Source organism: Novosphingobium olei (genome assembly GCF_012927405.1).
Taxonomy (GTDB): domain Bacteria; phylum Pseudomonadota; class Alphaproteobacteria; order Sphingomonadales; family Sphingomonadaceae; genus Novosphingobium; species Novosphingobium olei.
The window spans coordinates 579,669-598,633 of sequence record NZ_JABBGM010000002.1 but is presented as its reverse complement, the minus strand read 5'-3'; the positions used below and the strand labels follow the sequence as shown (position 1 = coordinate 598,633).

Below are 18,965 nucleotides of genomic sequence, written 5' to 3'. Positions count from 1 at the left end.
ATATGCAAGGGTTTCCTACATGGGGCACCCTGACTAAAATTCCGCTCTTCGCTCTTTGAAACCCAGTCAAATCAGCATCTTCGGGTGAAAAGCTGGCAAACCGCCTCCTATCGCGATTTTCGCCATTGTAGTCTGTCAACTTTGTCAACTTGGGGCCTCGATCAGGCCCTCTGCCAAGGGTTTCGAATCGACCGCAGGCGGATCACTTCGCCGGCGTGATCGACCAGCCCCAGCCTTTCAGCGCGCGCCGCCCGATCCCGGGCAGCGTTATGCTCGCCGGCTTGGGCGAAAGGTTGACGGCCACCGTCACGCGGTCCTTGCCCTTCACCCGGCGGAAGGCAAAGACCCTGGCATTGCCCGTCTCGATCAGCTGCATGTTGCCGGGCTCCATCCCGCTTTCGAGCGCGGGGTGGTCGTGCTTCAGCTTCAGCAGCCCGGCATAGAACGGTGCGCGGCCGAACTTGCCCCATACGATCGGGTCCTTGTCGAAGAACTTCAGCCGCTTGTTCACGCCGTCTTCCTGCCCGCTGTAGACCAGCGGCATGCCGGGCAGCGTCGCCGCCAGCACCGCCATCGCATCAGCCCCCTCGCCGTACAGCTCGCGGTCGGTGCCGTTCCACGAATTCTCGTCGTGGTTGCTGGTGAACGTCATCCGGTAAGCGCCCTTGGGATACTTGCGCGGAGGATCGGTGTAGAGTTTCGCAAGGTCGCCTGCCCCCGCCTTGCCCTTCGCCACGTCGATCAGCAGGTGGTACAGCTTCCAGTCGTACGTCATGTCGAAGGCACGAACCTGCATCTCCGGCGTATCCGCCTCGGCCAGCATGAACACCGGCTTCACCCGGTCCAGCTCGGCGCGGGCCTGGTCCCAGAAATCCACCGGCAGCGTCCAGGCAACGTCGCAGCGGAAGCCGTCGATGTCGGCCTCCTTCAGCCAGAAGCGCATTGCGTCGATCATGCCGTCGCGCACCGCCTGCTTGCCGTAGTCCAGCCCGATCACGTCGGCCCAGACCTCCTCGTGATGATCGGACAGGTCGGTGTAGTGATAGCCTTCCAGTTCACCCTTGGCGTTGCGCTTGTACCAGTCGGGATGCTCGCGCGTCCAAACGTGGTCCCAGCCGGTGTGGTTGGCAACCCAGTCCAGGATCACCTTGAAGCCTTGGCGGTGCGCCGCATCGACCAGGTGCCTGAAGTCGGCCATGTCGCCGAACTCGGGATTGACCGCCCTGTAGTCGCTCACCGCGTAATAGCTGCCAAGCGATCCCTTGCGCTCCTTCTTCGCGATGGGATTGACCGGCATGATCCACAGCACGTCGACACCCATCTTGCGCAGGCGCGGCAGGTGCTTTTCGAACGCCTTGAACGTGCCTTCGGGCGTGTACTGGCGGATGTTCACTTCGTAGATATTGGCCCGCGCCGCCCACGGCACGTGGCGCACTTGCGAAACGCCCTCGGTCACCGGCAGCAGCGGTGCTGGCGCAGCCAGGACGGGCGTGCCCGCTGCCAGGGCTGCCACGCCCGCCAAAAGCCCGATCCGCCGCATGTCCGTCTCCCCAGCCGCCGCGTCCGTCGCGGGCGTTCGAGCGGACCCTAGCCGCACATGCCAGCGCGGCTAGTCGGCATTCGTATACGCATTATGCATTGGCTCCGGGGCGTTACCAGGCCTCGGCAATGTCGATCAGCGCCTGCCGGTCGAGCACGGTGACCCGCCCGGTCTTCAGCGCCACGATCCCGCTGTCGGCCCAGGCGGAAAGCTGGCGGTTGATCTGTTCGCGCGACATGCCGGCGAAGTTGCCCAGCTCCCCCTGGCTCAGCGCGATCTTGAGTCTCGCCTCCCCGCCAACGTCCTCGCCCCCCATCATCAGCCGCAGCAGGAACCGGGCAAGGCGCGGGCCGCTGGTATAGGCCCGGTCGGCCTCGATCACCGCGTTGTTCTGGCGCAGCCGGCGCGCCATCGCCTTCAGCAGCCGCAGCGCCAGCCCCTTGTGCCGCTCGATGATGTCCTCGAACGCCGCGCGCGACAGGCTCAGCACCTCGACCGGATCGATCGCATCGACGCTTGCCGTCCGTTCACCGCCATCGAGGAACGCGATCTCGCCCAGCACGTGGCCGGGTTCGGCATAATCGAGCACGATCTCGCGCCCGTTGGCGGCGACCATGCTGACCCGGGCGAGGCCCTTGAGCACGATGTACAGCGTATCGCCCTTGTCGCCCTGCGCCAGCAGCGGTTGCCCGGCCTTGAACTGGCGGACCTGCCCGCGCGCCACGATGTCGGCCAGCTCGTCCGGCTCGCAATCGGCGAACAGGCTCTGCGCGGTCAGTGTCTCGGCGAGTTTGGTCGCATCCATTGCTTGAAGGTCCCCTCGTTTCAGCGCAGCGATAGCGCGCTAGAGGGGTGACGTCCAAGCCCGTCTCGCGTAAGGGCCGTGCGATGTCCCCATCCGAAAAAGACGCTGCTCCCCGAGAAGGCGAACGCATTGCCAAGCTGCTGGCCCGCGCCGGCATCGCCTCGCGCCGCGAGGTGGAGCGGCTGATCGAGGCCGGCCGCGTCGAGCTGAACGGCGTTGCCGTGACCACGCCCGCCACCGTGCTCACCTCGCTCGCCGGGATCACCGTCGATGGCAAGCCGGTCGGCGCGGTTGCCGCCACGCGCATCTTCATGTTCCACAAGCCGTCGGGCCTGATCACCGCCGAGCGTGATCCGGCGGGGCGCCCGACGATCTACACCGCGCTGCGCAATGCCCTGCCCGAAGGCGCGGGCCGCGTGATGCCGGTCGGGCGGCTCGACCTCAATACCGAAGGTCTGCTGCTGCTGACCAACGACGGCGAACTGAAGCGCGCGCTCGAACTTCCGGCCAGCGGCATCCCGCGCACCTACCGCGCCCGCACCTTCGGCGACATCAACCAGGAGCAGCTCGAGGAACTGAGCCAGGGGCTGGAGATCGACGGCATCCGCTACGGCTCGATCGACGCCAACATGGAGCGGCGCACCGGACGCAACCAGTGGGTGGAACTGACCCTGACCGAAGGCAAGAACCGCGAAGTCCGCCGCGTGCTGGAATACTTGGGGCTTCAGGTTTCGCGCCTGCTGCGCACGTCCTACGGCCCCTTCCATCTGGGCGCGCTTCAGCGCGGCTCGGTCGAGGAAGTGCCGCCCGCAATCGTCGAACGGTTCTTGAAGGCGATGAAGCTGGACAAGCCGGTTATCGGCCGCGGCGCCGCGCCCCGCCCCAGACCCGTCGCATCAGCTGCACCGGCGCCGGCCCGGCCCGAGCAAGCGCCGCGCACCAAGGCTTTCCCCAAGAAGAAGCCGGTCCGCCAGCGCGAGGTCCGTGAGGAACTCGATACCCGCAAGCCCGGCAAGCCCAATCAGCGCACCGGCTGGGGCGCCAAGACCGCCGAGCGCAGAGCCGCCCAAACGAAAACGGGGCAGGCCGACAAGCGCCGCTCCGCTCCCACCAGTGACCGTCCGAGCAGTGAGCGACCGATCAGCGAGCGACCAACCAGCGAGCGACCGGCCCGTCCCGCCCGCCCCGGCACGCGGCCTCCCACCGGAAAACCGCCGCGCGGGCCGCGGAGGCCCGGCTGATGCTGCGGATCATCGCCGGCGAATGGCGCGGTCGCAAGCTGGCCGCGCCTGAAGGGGACGCCACCCGCCCCACCGCCGACCGTACCCGCGAAACGCTGTTCTCGATGCTGACCAGCCGGCTCGGCAGCTTCGAGGGGCTGAAGGTGGCCGACCTGTTCGCAGGATCCGGCGCACTGGGCCTCGAAGCCCTGTCGCGCGGGGCGGCGCACGCGCTGTTCGTCGAACAGGACCCGGCCGCGATCCGCGCGATCCGCGCCAACATTGCCGCCTTGCGCTGCGCCCCGCAATGCGACGTGCGCGCTTCGTCGGTGCTCTCGCTCGGCCCGGTCAAGGAGCCGCTCGACGTGATCCTGCTCGACCCGCCCTACCGGACGGGCGCCGGCGCCGTCGCGATCGACAAGCTGGTGCGACTGGGCTGGATCGGCGAAGGCACCTGGGTGAGCCTTGAGACCGAAGCCAAGGAAGTGCCGCAGATCAAGTCGCTCGAGATCGAAAGCGAGCGCACCGTCGGCAAGGCGCGGCTGACGCTGCTGCGCCTCAAGTCCTGAACATCAGGTCCTGATTTTCGGGGCGAAGACCACGCCCGCGAGCGTCAGCGCACCAGCCAGCGTCAGGAACAGCCCAACGTAAGGCGTGCCGCCCTTCGCGGCGAGCAAGGCGGCGGCAAACGGTGCCAGCGCCCCGCCGATGATGCCGCCCATGTTGAAGGCAAGGCTGATCCCGGTGTAGCGCACCGGCACGGCATAGAGCGTTGGCAGCCAGCCGCCCAACGGCCCGTAGACCAGCCCCATCACCAGCAGCGACAGCGCCAGCGTGGCGAAGACCACCGGCAGCGAGCCTGAGCCGAGGCCCGAGCCGAACAGCAGCCCGACGACCGCCGTCAGCAGCGCGCCCTTGCCCAGCACGTTCTTCGCGCTGGTCTTGTCGGCCCAGTAGCCAGCGACAACGATGCCGACGGCGAGGAAGGTGTTGGCGGCGAGCTGGACTTCGAGGAATTCCTGCTTGGCATAACCCAGCTTGGTCGTCGCGAAAGACAGCGCGAAGGTGGTGGCGAGGTAGAAGATCGCGAAGCAGGCGACGACGCCCGCGATCCCGGCCACGACGGCGCCGGGATGTTCGCGCAGCAGGCGGCCGATCGGCACGGCGGGCGGCGCTTCGTGGGCAAGCGCTTCCTTGAACGCCGCCGTCTCTCCGATCTTGAGCCGCACCCACAGCCCCAGCCCGACGAGCAGCGCGCTCGCCAGGAACGGAATACGCCAGCCCCAGGCGGTGAAGTCGGCTTCGGACAAGGTGTAGCTGAGGATCAGGAACAGGCCGTTGGCGAACAGGAAGCCGAGCGGCGCGCCCAGTTGTGGCGCCGACCCGAAGCGCGCTTCCCACCCCTTGGGCGCGTTTTCCACGGCCAGCAGCGAAGCGCCGCCCCATTCGCCGCCAAGGCCGAAGCCCTGCCCGAAGCGCAACAGGCACAGCAGCGCCGGGGCGATCGGCCCGGCCATGGCATAAGTCGGCAGGAACGCGATCAGCAGCGTCGACCCGCCCATCAGCATCAGCGATGCGACCAGCGTGGACTTGCGCCCGATGCGATCGCCGAAGTGGCCGAACGCAATGGCCCCCACCGGCCGTGCGAAGAAGGCGAGCCCGAAAGTCATGAACGCCAGCAGCGTCTGCGCCGATTCGCTTTCGGCGGGGAAGAATAGCGGCCCGATCACCAGCGCGGCGGCAGTCGCGTAGATGTAGAAATCATAGAACTCCACCGCCGTGCCGACGAGGCTGGCGGTCAGGATGCGGGCGTTCTGGCGGATCGGGTTCATCGGCGCGGCATAGCGCGCGCGCGGCATTTGCACACACGAAAAGGGCGCCGGCATCGCCGGCGCCCTTCCCGCTTGCGACCCGAGAGGGGAGGCTCGGGCTTGTTATGCGGTCAGATCATCCGATCTTTCGTGGCCGATCACACACCGCCACGGTTGCGGCAGTTGTCCTGCAGCTTCTTGGTGCAGACCGGGTACTTCTTGTTCATCGTATCTGCCGGCGGCGGGGGCACGGCATTGCTGGTGGTGGTGGCGGCATACTGCTGGCCGGCCGGTGCGGTGCCGGCGTCAACCACGCCCGGTGCGTTCGGCGCCGGCGTGTTGGCATCCATGCTAGCGTCCGCCATCGGCTTGCCGGTCGACGCGCCGCTCGGCGGAGTTGCCGGATCGGCCGGGGTTGCCGGCGTGCCGGTACCCGGGGCCGGCTGGGCCGGCGTGGCAGGGGCCGCGCTGCCCTTCAGCTGGGCGGTGATGGTCGGCCAGACCTGCGTGCGCTGCTCGGGCGTCATCGCATAGATTTGCCCGCGCTGCTCGTCGGTCAGCGCCCACCAGCCCTTCTGCTGATCGGCATCGAGGCTCCAGTAGTATTCCTGATACGTTGCGGGCCAGGCGTCATACTTGGTGCGCTGATCGGCCGGCCACGCGCCATACTGCGTCTTCTGGTCGGCGCTCATCGAGAAGGTGCCCGTTGCCGGGGCAGCCGTCGTAGCGGCAGGCGCCGCCGGAGCCTGGGCATAGATCGCCGCAGGCACGCCCGTCATAGCAAGCGCCGCAGCGCCAAGAAGAAACATCTTTCGCATCGAAAGTCTCCTGTTCGTTATCTTGTAACCCGAAGGCTTGGGGCGAGTTACGCGAGACAGACGATGCCGTTCCATGTTGTTCGTTGAATCGAGACAACCAAAAGACGAAGCGACCTATCCGGACATCAATACCATCCGGTCGCCATATTTTACATTAGATCAGAAGTAATCTGAACCGATGTTCATCCACATTAATGCCATATGAATGACATTACTTTGCTTTGACTCGGCTTTCCAGAAACAACGCAGCGACGCGACCGTTCCCGGCAGGCGTTGCAAAGGGAGGCGACGGGTTGCACAGCCCCCTTCAGTTCCCTACTTGTTCCGGGTGAACAGACCCGATTCCCCCGCATCCCCGAACATCGCCGTGCCCGCATGGCTCGATGGCCTGAACCCGCCGCAGCGCGAGGCGGTGGTCACCACCGAAGGGCCGGTGCTGATGCTGGCGGGTGCCGGCACGGGCAAGACTGCGGCGCTGACCGCGCGGCTGGCCAACCTGCTACGTCAGCGGCTGGCCTGGCCCAGCGAGATCCTGTGCGTCACCTTCACCAACAAGGCCGCGCGGGAAATGCGCGAGCGGGTGGGCCAGTTGATCGGCCCGTCGGTGGAAGGCATGCCGTGGCTGGGCACGTTCCATTCGGTCGCCGCCAAGATGCTGCGCCGCCACGCCGAACTGGTCGGGCTGCAATCGAACTTCACGATCATCGACACCGATGACCAGATCCGCCTGCTCAAGCAGCTGATCGTGGCCGAGGGGCTGGACGAAAAGCGCTGGCCCGCGCGCCAGCTCGCCGGGCTGATCGACAAGTGGAAGAACCGCGGGCTTAACCCGGCGGACCTCGATGCGGGCGAAAACGAAGCCTATGCCAATGGCAAGGGGCAGCGCTTCTATGCGCTCTACCAGAACCGGCTGAAGGATCTGAACGCCTGCGACTTCGGCGACCTGCTGCTCCACATGCTCAACATCTTCCGGCGCGAGCGCGACATCCTCGAGATGTACCAGCAGCGCTTCAAGTACGTGATGGTGGACGAATACCAGGACACCAACGCGGTCCAGTACCTGTGGCTGCGGCTGCTGGCGCAGACGCGCAAGAACATCTGCGTGGTGGGGGACGACGACCAATCGATCTATTCCTGGCGCGGCGCGGAAGTCGCCAACATCCTGCGCTTTGAAAAGGACTTTCCCGGCGCCAAGGTCATCAAGCTCGAGCAGAACTACCGCTCCACCCCGCACATCCTGGGCGCGGCGTCGGGCCTGATCGCGGAAAACGCCGAACGGCTCGGCAAGACGCTGTGGACCGAGCGCAATGGCGGCGACAAGGTCCGCGTCATCGGCATCTGGGACGGGCCGGAAGAAGCGCGCCGCATCGGCGAGGAGATCGAGCGGCTGGAACGCGAGGGGTGCAGCCTCGATGCCGTGGCCATCCTCGTGCGCGCACAGTTCCAGACGCGCGAGATCGAGGACCGCTTCATCCAGATCGGCATGGCCTACCGCATCGTCGGGGGCTTCCGCTTCTATGAACGTGCGGAAATCCGCGATGCGCTCGCCTATCTGCGGCTGATCGCCAGCCCTTCGGACGACCTCGCGTTCGAACGGATCTACAACACCCCCAAGCGTGGGCTGGGCGACAAGACGCTGGAGAAGATCCACCGCTTTGCCCGCGCGCAGGGCATGCCGTTGCTGCGCGCGGCGCTCGAGATCTGCGATACCGACGAACTGCCGACGCGAGCGCGCAACACGCTGCTGGCGCTGGTGCGCGACTTCGCCCGCTGGCGCGATGCGGCGGGCACGCTGGTACCGGCGGAACTTGCGCGCACGATGCTGGATGAAAGCGGCTACACCGCCGCGCTTCAGGCCGAAAAGAGCGCCGAGGCGAATGGTCGGCTCGAAAACCTGTCCGAACTTGCCCGCGCGATGGAAGAGTACGACACGCTTGGCGACTTTCTCGAACACGTCAGCCTGGTCATGGACAACGACCGGAGCGAGGACGAGGAGAAGGTCACCGTGATGACCATCCACGCCGCCAAAGGTCTGGAATTCGACCAGGTGTTCCTGCCCGGCTGGGAGGAAGGCGTGTTCCCCAGTCAGCGCGCGCTCGACGAAGGCGGGCTCGCCAGCCTGGAGGAAGAACGCCGCCTCGCCTACGTGGCGATCACCCGGGCAAAGAAGCGCTGCACCATCCTGCACGCCGCCAACCGGCGGATCTATGGCCAGTGGACCAGCTCGATCCCCAGCCGCTTCATCGGCGAACTGCCTGGCGACCATATCGAGGAGGAAACCACGCTGTCGGGCGGCGCGTCGCTGTGGCGGGCGCAGTGGTCCGAACATTCCGATCCCTTCGCCGACGTGGCGCGGGCGCAAGCAGGGCGTGCGGCATCGCGCGGTCCCGGCTGGCAGCGCGCTGCGGCTCAGACCTATGACCCCACGCCGAAGCGCATCGCCGAACCGGGGCGCAGCGCGGCAAGCTTCGCCTCGAAGCCCCGCGCCGACATCGCGCTGGGCGCGCGGGTGTTTCACGACAAGTTCGGATACGGCACCGTGGCCGCGCAGGAAGGCAACAAGCTGGAGATCGATTTCGAGACGGCCGGACGCAAGCGGGTGATCGACAGCTTCATCAAGCCGGCGTGAATCCCTTCCTCGGCGGTCAGGGCAGGTTGAGCGCCACCGCCCCGCGCGCATCGAACCAGGCCGCGCCGTTGGCCACCATCGCCTGCCCGTTGCGCACGAACATCTCGTGCGGGATCGCATCGCGCAGCAGGGCGACGTAGCGGGGCGCCAGCACCTGCTTGCAGTATGGCGCGAACGCTGCCGCTGATCGCACGGTGACGTGCTTGCTGCCATTGAGCGTCAGCGGGTACGACGCGGCCGAAGCCACGCCCTTGCAATCGCCCCTGCCCACGGCGGCGAGGAAACGCCGCACGCGCGCTTCGAACGCAGCGTCGCTTTCGGTGGTGACGTCGCCATACCAGCGATCCGGCGATGGCCCCTGCAGCACCATGCCGAAGCCGAACTTCGTGGGCAGCACTTTCGCAACGCTGGTCCAGTCTCCTGCAAGCCCGGTCGATGTGCCGAAGTTCAGCGGGCGCGGTTCCTTGGGATCGGCGTTGGTCAGCACCAGCGCCAGGCGCGCGCCGCCGGGCTCGTCGAGTAGCACCTTGTCGCCCACTTGCGCCACCTTGAGTGGGATGTCCTTCCCGGAGCTGGCGTAATAGTAATGCGCGGCGACGACCCGTGTGCGATCCTTGATCGTGAGGTTGAGCCCGGCGCGGTAGGGACCGACGCTGCCTTCGGTCACAAAGGTCTCGAGCCCTGCGTCGTCTTGCGCGGGACTGCCGGTGGGCACCAGGGCGAGCAGGGCGGCGGCGACAAGGATGTGGCGCTTCATGCGGGCAAGCTAAGCAAATCGGGCGCGACTTGGGAATGCTTCCCTTGCGCGGCATTGCCGCCTAGCCTGCACCGCAAAACAAATCCGGAGAGGACGCCGATGACTGAACCCTTCGACACACCCATCACGCGCGAGGGCACCCTGCTGGTCGGTCCGTGGCGGGGTCCCCGGCAGATGCTGGCCGAACAGCATTACGACGGCCACGCCTCGATCCACGACGATGCCACCGCGCAGAAGCTGGGCTTCAAGGGCGGCACGATCGAAGGGCCGACGCACTTCACCCAGTTCGAACCACTCGCCTTCGCGCTGTGGGGCGAACGCTGGTTTCGCGAAGGCTGCCTGTCGGTCCACTTCCGCGCGCCGGTGTTCGAGGGCGAAGAAGTGCGCGCGACGATCGAGGCCGATACGGCGATGCCGTCTCGCGCCAAGGCAAGGATGGAGCGACTGGACGGCACGGAAATCCTGACCGGATCGATCGAGGTGGGCACCGGCAACGGGCCCACGGCGCTGGAACAGCGGCTGGCGAGTCTTGCCCCGCTGGTCGATCCGGTGGTGCTGCGCGACGTTCATGTCGGGCTGACGTCGCAGCGCATACCGGTGCGGATGGGCGCGGACGATCACATGGGCAATTACTACCCCTTCACGCTCGCCCAGAAGCGCCTGCGCATGACCGAGACATCCGACCGGTTCGCCACGGCCATCCCCATGGAGATGATCAGCGTGCTGATCCAGCACAAGGCGGGAGAAGACCGGTTTCCCGTGCGCGGGCCGCACGTGGGGCTTTTCGCCGATCAGGAAATACGCCTGATTGACGGGCCGCTGGAGGTTGGCGCCGACTACGAGGTGGAGCGCGAGATCGTCGGCCTGTCGGGCAGCAAGCGCACCGAATCGATGTGGGTGAAAAGCCGCGTCTATCGCCCCGGCGGCACGTCACCCGTGGCCGAAATGCTGCTCAATTCGGCAATCATGAAGGAAAGCTATGCCACCTACGCGGCAGAGCACGCTGCGCTTTACGGCAGCTGAGCTACCGCAGCTGGCCGATCAGTCGGCCAGCGCGGAGACGTTGAGGAAGCCCGGGATCGGACCGTTCCATTCGCCGGGCTTGCTCGGCGGTTCGGAGGGCTGCTGGCGCCGGTCCTCGCGATAATCCGGGTTGTAGTCGGGCCGTGCGGCGCGTTCGCTGCGCGCCGGTCGTTCCTGCCGGACGGCACGCTCTTCGCGCGGGCGTTCGTCGCGTGCGCGTTCCTCGCGCGGCTGTTCGTCGCGGGCCTTGCGTCCGCCTCTGCGCTCCGTGCGCTCCGGCCGTTCGCTCCGCTCCTCTGCGGGCTCTTCGCGGCGCTTGCGCTCGGTGCGGGCCGGCCGGTCCTCGCTCTTGTCGATTTCGACCTTAAGCTCAGGAATCTTGCCGCCGGTCAGCTTCTCGACATTGGCGATCGCCTCGGCGTCCTCGCTGCTCACCAGCGTGAAGGCGCGGCCGGTCGCTCCGCCGCGGCCGGTGCGGCCGATGCGGTGGACGTAGTCGTCCGGGTGCCAGGGCGTGTCGAAGTTGAACACGTGGCTCACGCCCTTCACGTCGAGCCCGCGAGCGGCGACGTCGGAGGCGCACAGGATGCTGATGACCCCATCCTTGAACTTCTGCAGTTCGGCGTTGCGCGCGGACTGATCCATGTCGCCATGGATCTCGCCCGCCGAAAAGCCGTGGCGCTGCAGGCTCTTGGCGAGTTCGCGCACCGTGGTCTTGCGATTGGCAAAGATGATCGCGGTGCTGACGTTGTCGGTGCGCAGCAGGTGGCGCAGCACTTCGCGCTTGCCCCGGCTGGTGGTCGACACCTTGAACTGCGCAATATTGGCGTTGTTCGAAGCGGGCCGCGCCACTTCGATGTACTTGGGATTGGTCAGGAACTTGTCCGCCAGCTTCTTGATCGGCGGCGGCATGGTGGCCGAGAACAGCAGCGTCTGGCGCTGCGCCGGAAGCTTCGAACAGATCGTCTCGATGTCCGGGATGAAGCCCATGTCGAGCATGCGGTCGGCTTCGTCGATCACCAGCAGATCGCAACCCGTCAGCAGGATCTTGCCGCGTTCGAACAGGTCCATCAAGCGGCCGGGCGTGGCGATCAGCACGTCGACGCCGTCCTGCAGCGCCTTGACCTGGTCACCCATCTGCACGCCACCGATCAGCAGCGCCATCTTGAGATCGTGGTTCTTGCCGTACTTCTCGAAGTTCTCGGCCACCTGCGCCGCCAGCTCGCGCGTCGGTTCGAGGATCAGCGAGCGCGGCATCAGCGCGCGGCGGCGGCCGTGCGCCAGGATGTCGATCATCGGCAGCACGAAGCCGGCCGTCTTGCCCGTGCCGGTCTGGGCGATGCCGATCAGGTCCTTCATCATCAGGACGGCAGGAATCGCCTGCGCCTGGATGGGAGTCGGCGTGTCGTAGCCGGCGTCGAGGACCGACTTCAGCAATTCATCGGAGAGGCCGAGGTCGGCGAATTTCATGCAGTTGCGATTTCCGAAAACAAAGCGTCGCACATCAAAGGTCGCGCGCATGCCGAGGGTTGCGACAACCCGGCATCCGGCACGCCGCTATGCCGAAACCCGCGCCAAGTCAAGAAAACCGGAAAGGGAAGCCCCCTTCCCGATCATTCGCCCGGGATCAGTTCGCGCAACTTGCTGACCGAACAGGTTGTTCCCGATCGGGAATGGATCGAATCCCGCCCGACGCAGAGCAGCCCATCCTGCGTCTGCTGGACATAGAAGCCCATGTAGAAATCGGCCGCCCTGCACTGCTTGTCGAGGCTGGCCCCTACGATCCGCCGATCGCGCATGAACAGGAGCAGGCGGCTGTCTGTCGTCGCCTGAACCCCGGCGATGCCGAGCACCGGCAAGCAATTGGCCATCTTGCGTTCGCGAAAGCGGATCGAGCTGAAGGGCGGTGGCTGGGCGATTTCGCGCCCGGCGCTGCGCGGCGGCGCGATGCGGATGACCAGCCGCTGTTCGATGCGCACCTGGTTCCACACATCGTTGGAAAGCGCATCGAGAATGTCGGGCATGGCGCCCGATCGAGCCGCGTTCGGCAGCATAGGAGGGCCTTCCGGCTCCATCGCCGCGCGCCACACGTCGGCACGCACCGCGTGCTCCGCCCCGACCGGGCCGGTCACGCTCAGCGCCAGAACGCTCAGGAGGTGGGCCAGGCTCAACATCATCGGGCGTTACGGTTTTCAAGGTCTCCCAACAGCCGTGATTCCGGCCGCTCTTCGGTGTCTATCCCCGATAGCCCGGCTTGTTGAACGCGTGCTTAACCCGCTGCCAAGCAAAAATGAATTGCCCTTCTTGGCGACCGACCATAGCCCCGCTTTCATGACGCAGGAACGCAACACCTTCATCGCTGCGGCACAGGCGCTGCTTGGGCCCAAGGGCTTTACCACCGATGCCGAAACGATGGCACCGTGGCTCACCGACTGGCGCGGGCGCTTCACCGGGCGCGCCTTGGGCATGGCCTCCCCCGCCAGCACGGAAGAAGTGGCGGCGCTTGTGCGGCTCTGCCGCGAACACGGCGTGGCGATCGTGCCACAGGGCGGCAACAGCGGCATGTCAGGCGGCGCGACCCCGGACGAAAGCGGCGAGGCGCTGCTGCTGACGCTGCGGCGGATGAACGCCAGCCCCCGCATCGACAGCGAAGGCCGCACCGCAACCTGCGAAGCGGGCGTCATCCTGCAGGTGCTGCACGAAGCGGCGGAGGCGCAAGGCTTGCGCTTTCCGCTGTCGCTGGGCGGCAAGGGCTCGGCTACGATCGGCGGCCTGATCTCGACCAACGCCGGCGGCACGCAGGTGCTGCGTCACGGATCGATGCGCGCGCTGGTGCTGGGGCTGCAGGCGGTGCTGCCCGACGGGCAGGTGCTCGACCAGCTGACCCCGCTCAAGAAGGACAATCGCGGTTTCGACCTGAAGCAGTTGCTGATCGGATCGGAAGGGACGCTCGGCATTGTCACCGGCGCTACGCTGAAGCTGGAACCCGCCGTCGCGGCACGCAGCGTGCTGTGGGCGGGCGTCGCCTCGCTCCGTGCGGCGCGGGCCCTCCTGCTGCACGCCGAAAAGATCGCCGGCGATGCGCTCGAAGGGTTCGAGGTGATGCCGGACCACGCCATCGACGCCACGCGGGAATACATGCCCAGCATCCGCACGCCGATCGAAGGCCAGCACCCCTGGCACGTGCTGATCGAACTGGTGGCCGACGCGCAGGGAGCCGAGGCGCTGCCTGCCACCGCCGAGCGCCTGCTCGTCACCGCGTTCGAGCAGGAACTGATCGCCGATGCCGCGATCGCCGCGAACGAGGCGCAGGCCGATAAGTTCTGGCAGATCCGCGAGACGATCCCCTCGGCCGAACGCGCGCGCGGCCCCGCAGTGCAACACGACATCTCGGTCGCTGTCGCGAAGATGCCCGAATTCGTGGAAAGCGCGGTGCCCGTGATCGAGGCGGAATGGCCCGGCACGCGCGCCGTCGGCTTCGGCCATCTGGGCGATGGCAACATCCACTTCCACGTCATCGCGCCCGATGGCGTCGATCCCAAGGCCTGGCAGCTGGGGGACGGCAAGGCGATCAGCCGCCGCGTGCACGATCTCGTCACGCAGGCGGGCGGTTCGATCTCGGCCGAGCACGGCATCGGCCAGTTGAAGCGCGACGAGCTGGCGCGTCTGGGCGATCCGGTGGCCCTGGGCCTGCTGCGTGCGGTCAAGCAGGCGCTCGACCCGCAGGGGCTGCTCAATCCGGGCAAGCTCGTCTGACCGGCAGGCGCGCCCGCCCCGTCGCGCTGCGCCACGCGGCGCGGGGGAGAGCGAAGCGCGCGGCCTTGCCACCCACCGTGCGAGCCCGTAAAGCCGCCACTCCCGTGGCGGGCGTGGCACGCGCGCGCTGACGCGACAGTTTCTACTCGGAGAGTGACGATGGCCAGCGCGCCGCAAGCCAACCTGCCCCTTTTCTACAACGATCTCATGCCGCTCAACACGCGTGATCACGCAGGCTGGCACGCCCGCGGCACCGGCAAGGCGCCGTGGCTTTCGACCCAGCACGCGATCCCGCTGACCGCCGAGGAATTCCCGCAGGCCGGGCGCCATTACCCGATCGTGTTCGCTTCGGGCGACAACCCGGTTCCGCTGGCGCTGATGGGCCTGAACGAAGGCGTGAACGTGTTCGTGGACGCCGAAGGCAACGTGGCGCCGACGGTGTACCTGCCGGCCTATGCCCGCCGCTACCCGTTCATGCTCGCCAAGCTCAACCCGCAGAGCGAAGAGCTGTCGCTGTGCTTCGACCCGACCAGCGGCCTGGTGGGCGAATTCGACGAAGGCGGCCCGCTGTTCGACGGCGCCGAGCCGACCGACACGACCAAGGGCATCCTGCAGTTCTGCGAACAGTTCGAGCAGGCGGGCCAGCGCACGCAGGCCTTCATCGACGAGATCAAGAAGCACAACCTGCTGATGGAAGGCGAAGCTGCCATCCAGCAGCCGGGCATCGAACAGCCGTTCATCTATCGCGGCTTTCAGATGATCGACCAGGAAAAGCTGCGCGAAGTGCGCGGCGACGTGCTGCGTGGCTGGGCGCAGAGCGGGCTGCTGCCGCTGCTCTATGCGCACATCTTCTCGCTCGACCTGATGAGCGTGATCTTCGGCCTGCAGGCTGAACAGGGCAAGGCTCCGACGCCGGCGATCGCGCCGGTCCCCGCGCTCTGATTCGCGCGAGCTGATTGTTCTGCCGGAGGCGACGGGCCAGACCCCGCCTCCGGCGCACCTTCGCTGCAATGCAAGGTGCCCGGTCCGGCAAGGAGTCGACCGGACGACTGCCCTGACCGGCAGGTGACTCAAATTTCACGCGAAACCTCTTGCGTGGCCCCAACCCCTCCCCTATCTTTGGATTGTTGCGTCGCGGCTCCCCTCATGGCCCGGCGTGACTGGTGCACTTCGTGCACCTCCTCCCTGAACCTTGGCCACCTGGAGCTTGCTCCAGGTGGTTTTTTTATTGGGTCGTCTTGGAAGGCAGGGGATTATTCCGCTGCGGTGCGCCAGCTCTGGCGGTTGCGCCCGATCGCGGCAACGTCGTCCGCCACGCGCCGCACCAGCGTGGTCACGATCTCCACCACCGCATCGAACCCGGCGCCCGGTTCGGCCAGCCGCGAATCGAGATAGCAGGTGCGGTCGATTTCCAGTTGCAGGCAATGGATGCCGTCGCGCCGCCGTGCGTGTCGTTCGAGCACGTAGCCGCCCGCATAGGGGCGGTTGTGCGCTGCGCGCAGCCCCGCCTGCGCGAACAGGGCAAACACGGTCGAAACCAGTGCGCCATCGCATGCTGCGCCGAAGCGGTCCCCCACGACATACTGCGGCGCCGGTTCGCCCGCGCTGCGCGCGGCAAGCGGCGGCATCGAATGCAGATCGATCAGCAGCGCCGCGCCCCAGCGATCGCTCAGCCCGGCAAGCTCCGCCGCCAGCGCGGCGTGGTAGGGTTCGTGGATATCGGCGATACGGCGGTCCAGCTCGCCGCGCTTCATCCGCCGCTTCCACAGCTCACCGAGCCCCGGAAGCCGGCGCGGAACGAGCCCCAGCCCGCTGCGCGCCCGACGCATGACCCCACCACCGCCGCAGTCGCCCGCTGGCGGTCGCGAATCCGAAACCATGTCCCAGTCGACATCGTCGCTGCTGCGGTTGAGATCGATCATCGCCCGCGGCGCTTGCGCCAGCAGCAGCGTCGCCCCGGTACGCCGCGCCGCCTCGATCGCGACCAGATCCACCAGACGGTCCTCGAGCCGGGGCGCAGCGAAGGCGGGATGGCGCATGCCTTCGACCAGCATCGGCGGATAACTGCGCCCGGCGTGGGGCACAGCGATCATCACCGGGATCGGCGATGGCTCGCACCGCGTCAGCGCATAGGCAGGCGTGCCCGCCAGTCCCGGCACGGCGCCGCCGGTTTCGATGCTCGAATCAAAACGCGGGAAATCGATGCGCGGCGAATCAAAGCCCGACGAATCAAAGCGCGGCGTAGCGTCCTCCTGCATTGGGACACGCTGCATGGCTTTGCCCTGCCTGTCAAAACGCACCTTCCGTCGTCTTTGCGTCTACTTCCGGTGCATTCGCCGGAGATTCTTAACCGCCGCAGGTGTAGGAGACCGTCCCGCGCGCAGGGCGCTACCGCTGCGCGGCTCGAAAAAGGTTGATCATGATCCGGATTCTGCTGGCCGAAGACGAAGAAGCAATGCGCACCTACCTTGCCCGTGCGCTCGAAAATGCGGGCTACGAGGTCGTGTCGGTCGACCGTGGTACCGCGGCGGTGCCGCTGCTCGAATCGCAGCACTTCGACCTGCTGCTGTCCGACATCGTGATGCCCGAAATGGACGGCATCGAACTGGCCCAGCGCTGCGGGGAAATCAGCCCGTCCACCAAGGTCATGTTCATCACCGGCTTTGCCGCCGTGACGCTGAAGGCCAACCGCGAAGCGCCGCAGGCGCGCGTGCTGTCAAAGCCGTTCCACCTGCGCGATCTGGTGCTCGAAGTGGAGCGCGTGTTCGCGGATTCGCCGCTCGCCGGAAACGGTGGTCCGCTGCACTGAGCCGCGCTTGCAGGGGCATGTCGGAAAAGCGAATTTGCCCCCTTGCGAAGCACAGGAAGCGCGGCTAATGGGCGGCTCCCGGCGCGGAAACGGCCTTGCTGTTCCAATCCGGCCCGTTCGATGGTGCGGGCGTATAGCTCAGTGGTAGAGCACTATGTTGACATCGTAGGGGTCGCAAGTTCAATCCTTGCTACGCCCACCATCGAAAAGCCCCGCTTCGGCGGGGTTTTTTATTGCCTTCAGGGCACCGGCCTCTTTGCCATTTTCACGCGTATCGTGCATCCTGAAATGATCCGGTCAACCGATCTATATTACTGAATATCAAGCCTTTTCCGGCGAAGCAGGCAAGTCCGTGCGGCTTGGGCGCGGTGGCGCAAGATCGCGCAGGAAGCGTTCGAGGCGGGCGCGGAACCGGGTGCGGTTCTGGGGTTCCAGATAGAACATGTGTCCGCCGGGATAGCGGACCGCGCTGGCCGTGCCAGGCGGCAGACCCAGGCGCGACAGCAACAGGCGATCGGCGCCCACCGACCCGACGCAATCGAACAGTCCCCCTGCCACCAGCAGCCGCGCCCCGCTTGTACGCAGAACCGTGCCGAGGCGATCGGCCAGCCCGTAGGCACCGCCCGGCGTCGGCTGCCACGTCGCGCGGATCAGCGGATCGTAGAGCACGTAGGCGGAGCCATCGACCGGTGAGCGCATCAGGCCCAGCAGGGCGCGATTGTAGCGGGGCACGGCGTGCGACATCGCCTGCAGCAGCGGCGCGAGCGAAGGGTCCTGCCAGCCGCGACGTGGATCGACGGGCGCCGTGCGGCGGCTGTCATACATGCCGAGGGCGCGCTGCCGGTCCTGCAGCGCCACCATGCGGTAGGCATTGCGGCTGATCGGCTGCGACCCGTTCGCGAAAACCGCCTTCGTTGCCAGCGTGTCCGAAGCGGCGGCCTGTTCGGCACAGGCATCGGGATCGTGCGCAGCGCCATCCACGAGGCGGTGATAGCAGGCGGTTGCGGCTACCGTGGGAAGGCCCGTCGCCAGCGCAAGGGCGCGGTCTTCCTGGCCGAGCGCGAATTCGTTGAGGACCGTCTGCGAGATCAGCACCAGCCCGGCAAGATGGATGCCGGCACCCGTGCGTTGCCAGGCATCCGCAACAGCGACCGCGCGCTCTGCCCCATAGCTTTCGCCGACCAGCACTACCGGCTGGCCGACGCGATCGTGCCGCACCAGCCAGAGCGCGATCGCCCTGGCGAGATAATCGCCATCGGCATCGAGCGTGCGCAGCCGCTTCGCCTCCACGGTCGCGGCGCGCCGGCTGAAGCCGGTGTCGAGCGGATCGACAAAAAGAACGTCGGCCAGATCCCCGATCCGGCCGGGCGCGGCACGAAGGCGGGGTTCAGAGGGGATCGGCACGGCGGGATCGGCGGGCAGATCGGCCTGCAGGGGCCCCAGAAGGCCCAGTTGCAGCCATGCCGAGGATGCTCCCGGCCCGCCATTGAACACGATCAGCGTGGGCCGCTGCGCATCGCTGCTGCCGGAGCGGAGGATCGAGGAGACGACCAGCGTGCCAAGCGTCCTGCCCTGGCTGTCCTGCGCGGGCAGCATTTCCCATGACAGCCTGTCCGTGCGCCCCGCCGGCAAGGCGGCGCCCAGCATCGCGAACATGAGCAACACGAGCGGAATGCGGCGGCGCGCAGTGCCCTGCGCCGCCTTCATTCGGGCCATCCGAAGCATTGCGCCCTTCCCGATGCTGGAAAGCCTGCCGGACACTGTGCGACCACTGATGCTATGCGTGGAGGGAGGCCG

16 protein-coding genes and 1 tRNA gene are annotated in these 18,965 nt (G+C 66.8%); 8 read left to right on the top strand and 9 right to left on the bottom strand.

What is annotated here, in order from left to right; translation table 11 throughout:
• Positions 1-202: 202 nt before the first annotated feature.
• Entirely contained in the window at positions 203-1,540 is a 1,338-nt protein-coding gene (locus HHL27_RS06890) for an alpha-amylase family glycosyl hydrolase (protein ID WP_169492626.1), read from the bottom strand.
• A gap of 112 nt (positions 1,541-1,652) precedes the next feature.
• The gene (locus HHL27_RS06885; RefSeq protein WP_169492625.1) at positions 1,653-2,345 is read right to left on the bottom strand and encodes a Crp/Fnr family transcriptional regulator; all 693 of its coding nucleotides are present in this window, start codon (positions 2,343-2,345) and stop codon (positions 1,653-1,655) included.
• 83 nt (positions 2,346-2,428) lie between these two features.
• On the opposite strand from HHL27_RS06885, the gene HHL27_RS06880 reads away from it, so the two are divergent.
• On the top strand, positions 2,429-3,586 hold the full coding sequence (locus tag HHL27_RS06880) for a pseudouridine synthase (RefSeq protein ID WP_169492624.1): 1,158 nt from the start codon (positions 2,429-2,431) through the stop codon (positions 3,584-3,586).
• A complete protein-coding gene (gene rsmD, locus HHL27_RS06875; protein WP_169492623.1) occupies positions 3,586-4,134 on the top strand; it encodes a 16S rRNA (guanine(966)-N(2))-methyltransferase RsmD in 549 nt (182 codons plus the stop codon). Before HHL27_RS06880 ends, rsmD begins: the two co-directional genes overlap by 1 nt.
• A gap of 3 nt (positions 4,135-4,137) precedes the next feature.
• Here the strand turns inward: rsmD and HHL27_RS06870 are convergent, their stop codons facing one another.
• Positions 4,138-5,397: an MFS transporter gene (locus HHL27_RS06870; RefSeq protein ID WP_169492821.1), complete on the bottom strand. Its 1,260-nt coding sequence runs from the start codon at positions 5,395-5,397 to the stop codon at positions 4,138-4,140.
• Between the two features lie 137 nt (positions 5,398-5,534).
• On the bottom strand, positions 5,535-6,194 hold the full coding sequence (locus HHL27_RS06865; RefSeq protein WP_169492622.1) for a hypothetical protein: 660 nt from the start codon (positions 6,192-6,194) through the stop codon (positions 5,535-5,537).
• 361 nt (positions 6,195-6,555) lie between these two features.
• Between HHL27_RS06865 and HHL27_RS06860 the strand changes: the two genes are divergently transcribed.
• Positions 6,556-8,823 carry an ATP-dependent helicase gene (locus tag HHL27_RS06860; protein WP_420874033.1) on the top strand — a complete coding sequence of 756 codons (2,268 nt, stop codon included), beginning with the start codon at positions 6,556-6,558 and terminating at the stop codon, positions 8,821-8,823.
• Between the two features lie 16 nt (positions 8,824-8,839).
• On the opposite strand, the gene HHL27_RS06855 is transcribed toward HHL27_RS06860, so the two are convergent.
• Positions 8,840-9,580, bottom strand: a complete 741-nt coding sequence (locus HHL27_RS06855; RefSeq protein WP_169492620.1) for a hypothetical protein — start codon at positions 9,578-9,580, stop codon at positions 8,840-8,842.
• Between the two features lie 99 nt (positions 9,581-9,679).
• On the opposite strand from HHL27_RS06855, the gene HHL27_RS06850 reads away from it, so the two are divergent.
• Positions 9,680-10,603, top strand: coding sequence for a hypothetical protein (locus HHL27_RS06850; protein ID WP_169492619.1), 924 nt, complete (start codon positions 9,680-9,682; stop codon positions 10,601-10,603).
• 18 nt (positions 10,604-10,621) lie between these two features.
• Here the strand turns inward: HHL27_RS06850 and HHL27_RS06845 are convergent, their stop codons facing one another.
• Positions 10,622-12,073 (bottom strand): DEAD/DEAH box helicase, encoded by a 1,452-nt coding sequence (locus HHL27_RS06845; RefSeq protein ID WP_169492618.1) that lies wholly within the window; start codon positions 12,071-12,073, stop codon positions 10,622-10,624.
• 143 nt (positions 12,074-12,216) lie between these two features.
• The gene (locus HHL27_RS06840) at positions 12,217-12,780 is read right to left on the bottom strand and encodes a hypothetical protein (RefSeq protein ID WP_169492617.1); all 564 of its coding nucleotides are present in this window, start codon (positions 12,778-12,780) and stop codon (positions 12,217-12,219) included.
• Between the two features lie 154 nt (positions 12,781-12,934).
• Here HHL27_RS06840 and HHL27_RS06835 point away from each other — a divergent pair, with 154 nt between their 5' ends.
• Positions 12,935-14,359, top strand: coding sequence for an FAD-binding oxidoreductase (locus tag HHL27_RS06835; protein WP_169492820.1), 1,425 nt, complete (start codon positions 12,935-12,937; stop codon positions 14,357-14,359).
• A gap of 159 nt (positions 14,360-14,518) precedes the next feature.
• A complete protein-coding gene (locus HHL27_RS06830; RefSeq protein ID WP_169492616.1) occupies positions 14,519-15,301 on the top strand; it encodes a SapC family protein in 783 nt (260 codons plus the stop codon).
• A 311-nt stretch (positions 15,302-15,612) separates the two neighbouring features.
• Here HHL27_RS06830 and HHL27_RS06825 read toward each other — a convergent pair whose 3' ends face one another.
• Positions 15,613-16,632 carry an N-formylglutamate amidohydrolase gene (locus HHL27_RS06825; RefSeq protein WP_240959440.1) on the bottom strand — a complete coding sequence of 340 codons (1,020 nt, stop codon included), beginning with the start codon at positions 16,630-16,632 and terminating at the stop codon, positions 15,613-15,615.
• Positions 16,633-16,778: 146 nt separating this feature from the next.
• Between HHL27_RS06825 and cpdR the strand changes: the two genes are divergently transcribed.
• Both cpdR and HHL27_RS06815 read left to right on the top strand, forming a co-directional pair.
• Positions 16,779-17,168, top strand: a complete 390-nt coding sequence (gene cpdR / locus HHL27_RS06820; protein WP_169492615.1) for a cell cycle two-component system response regulator CpdR — start codon at positions 16,779-16,781, stop codon at positions 17,166-17,168.
• A 127-nt stretch (positions 17,169-17,295) separates the two neighbouring features.
• A tRNA-Val gene (locus HHL27_RS06815) sits at positions 17,296-17,370 on the top strand.
• A 119-nt stretch (positions 17,371-17,489) separates the two neighbouring features.
• On the opposite strand, the gene HHL27_RS06810 is transcribed toward HHL27_RS06815, so the two are convergent.
• The gene (locus HHL27_RS06810) at positions 17,490-18,893 is read right to left on the bottom strand and encodes a S10 family serine carboxypeptidase-like protein (RefSeq protein WP_169492614.1); all 1,404 of its coding nucleotides are present in this window, start codon (positions 18,891-18,893) and stop codon (positions 17,490-17,492) included.
• Between the last annotated feature and the right edge of the window lie 72 nt (positions 18,894-18,965).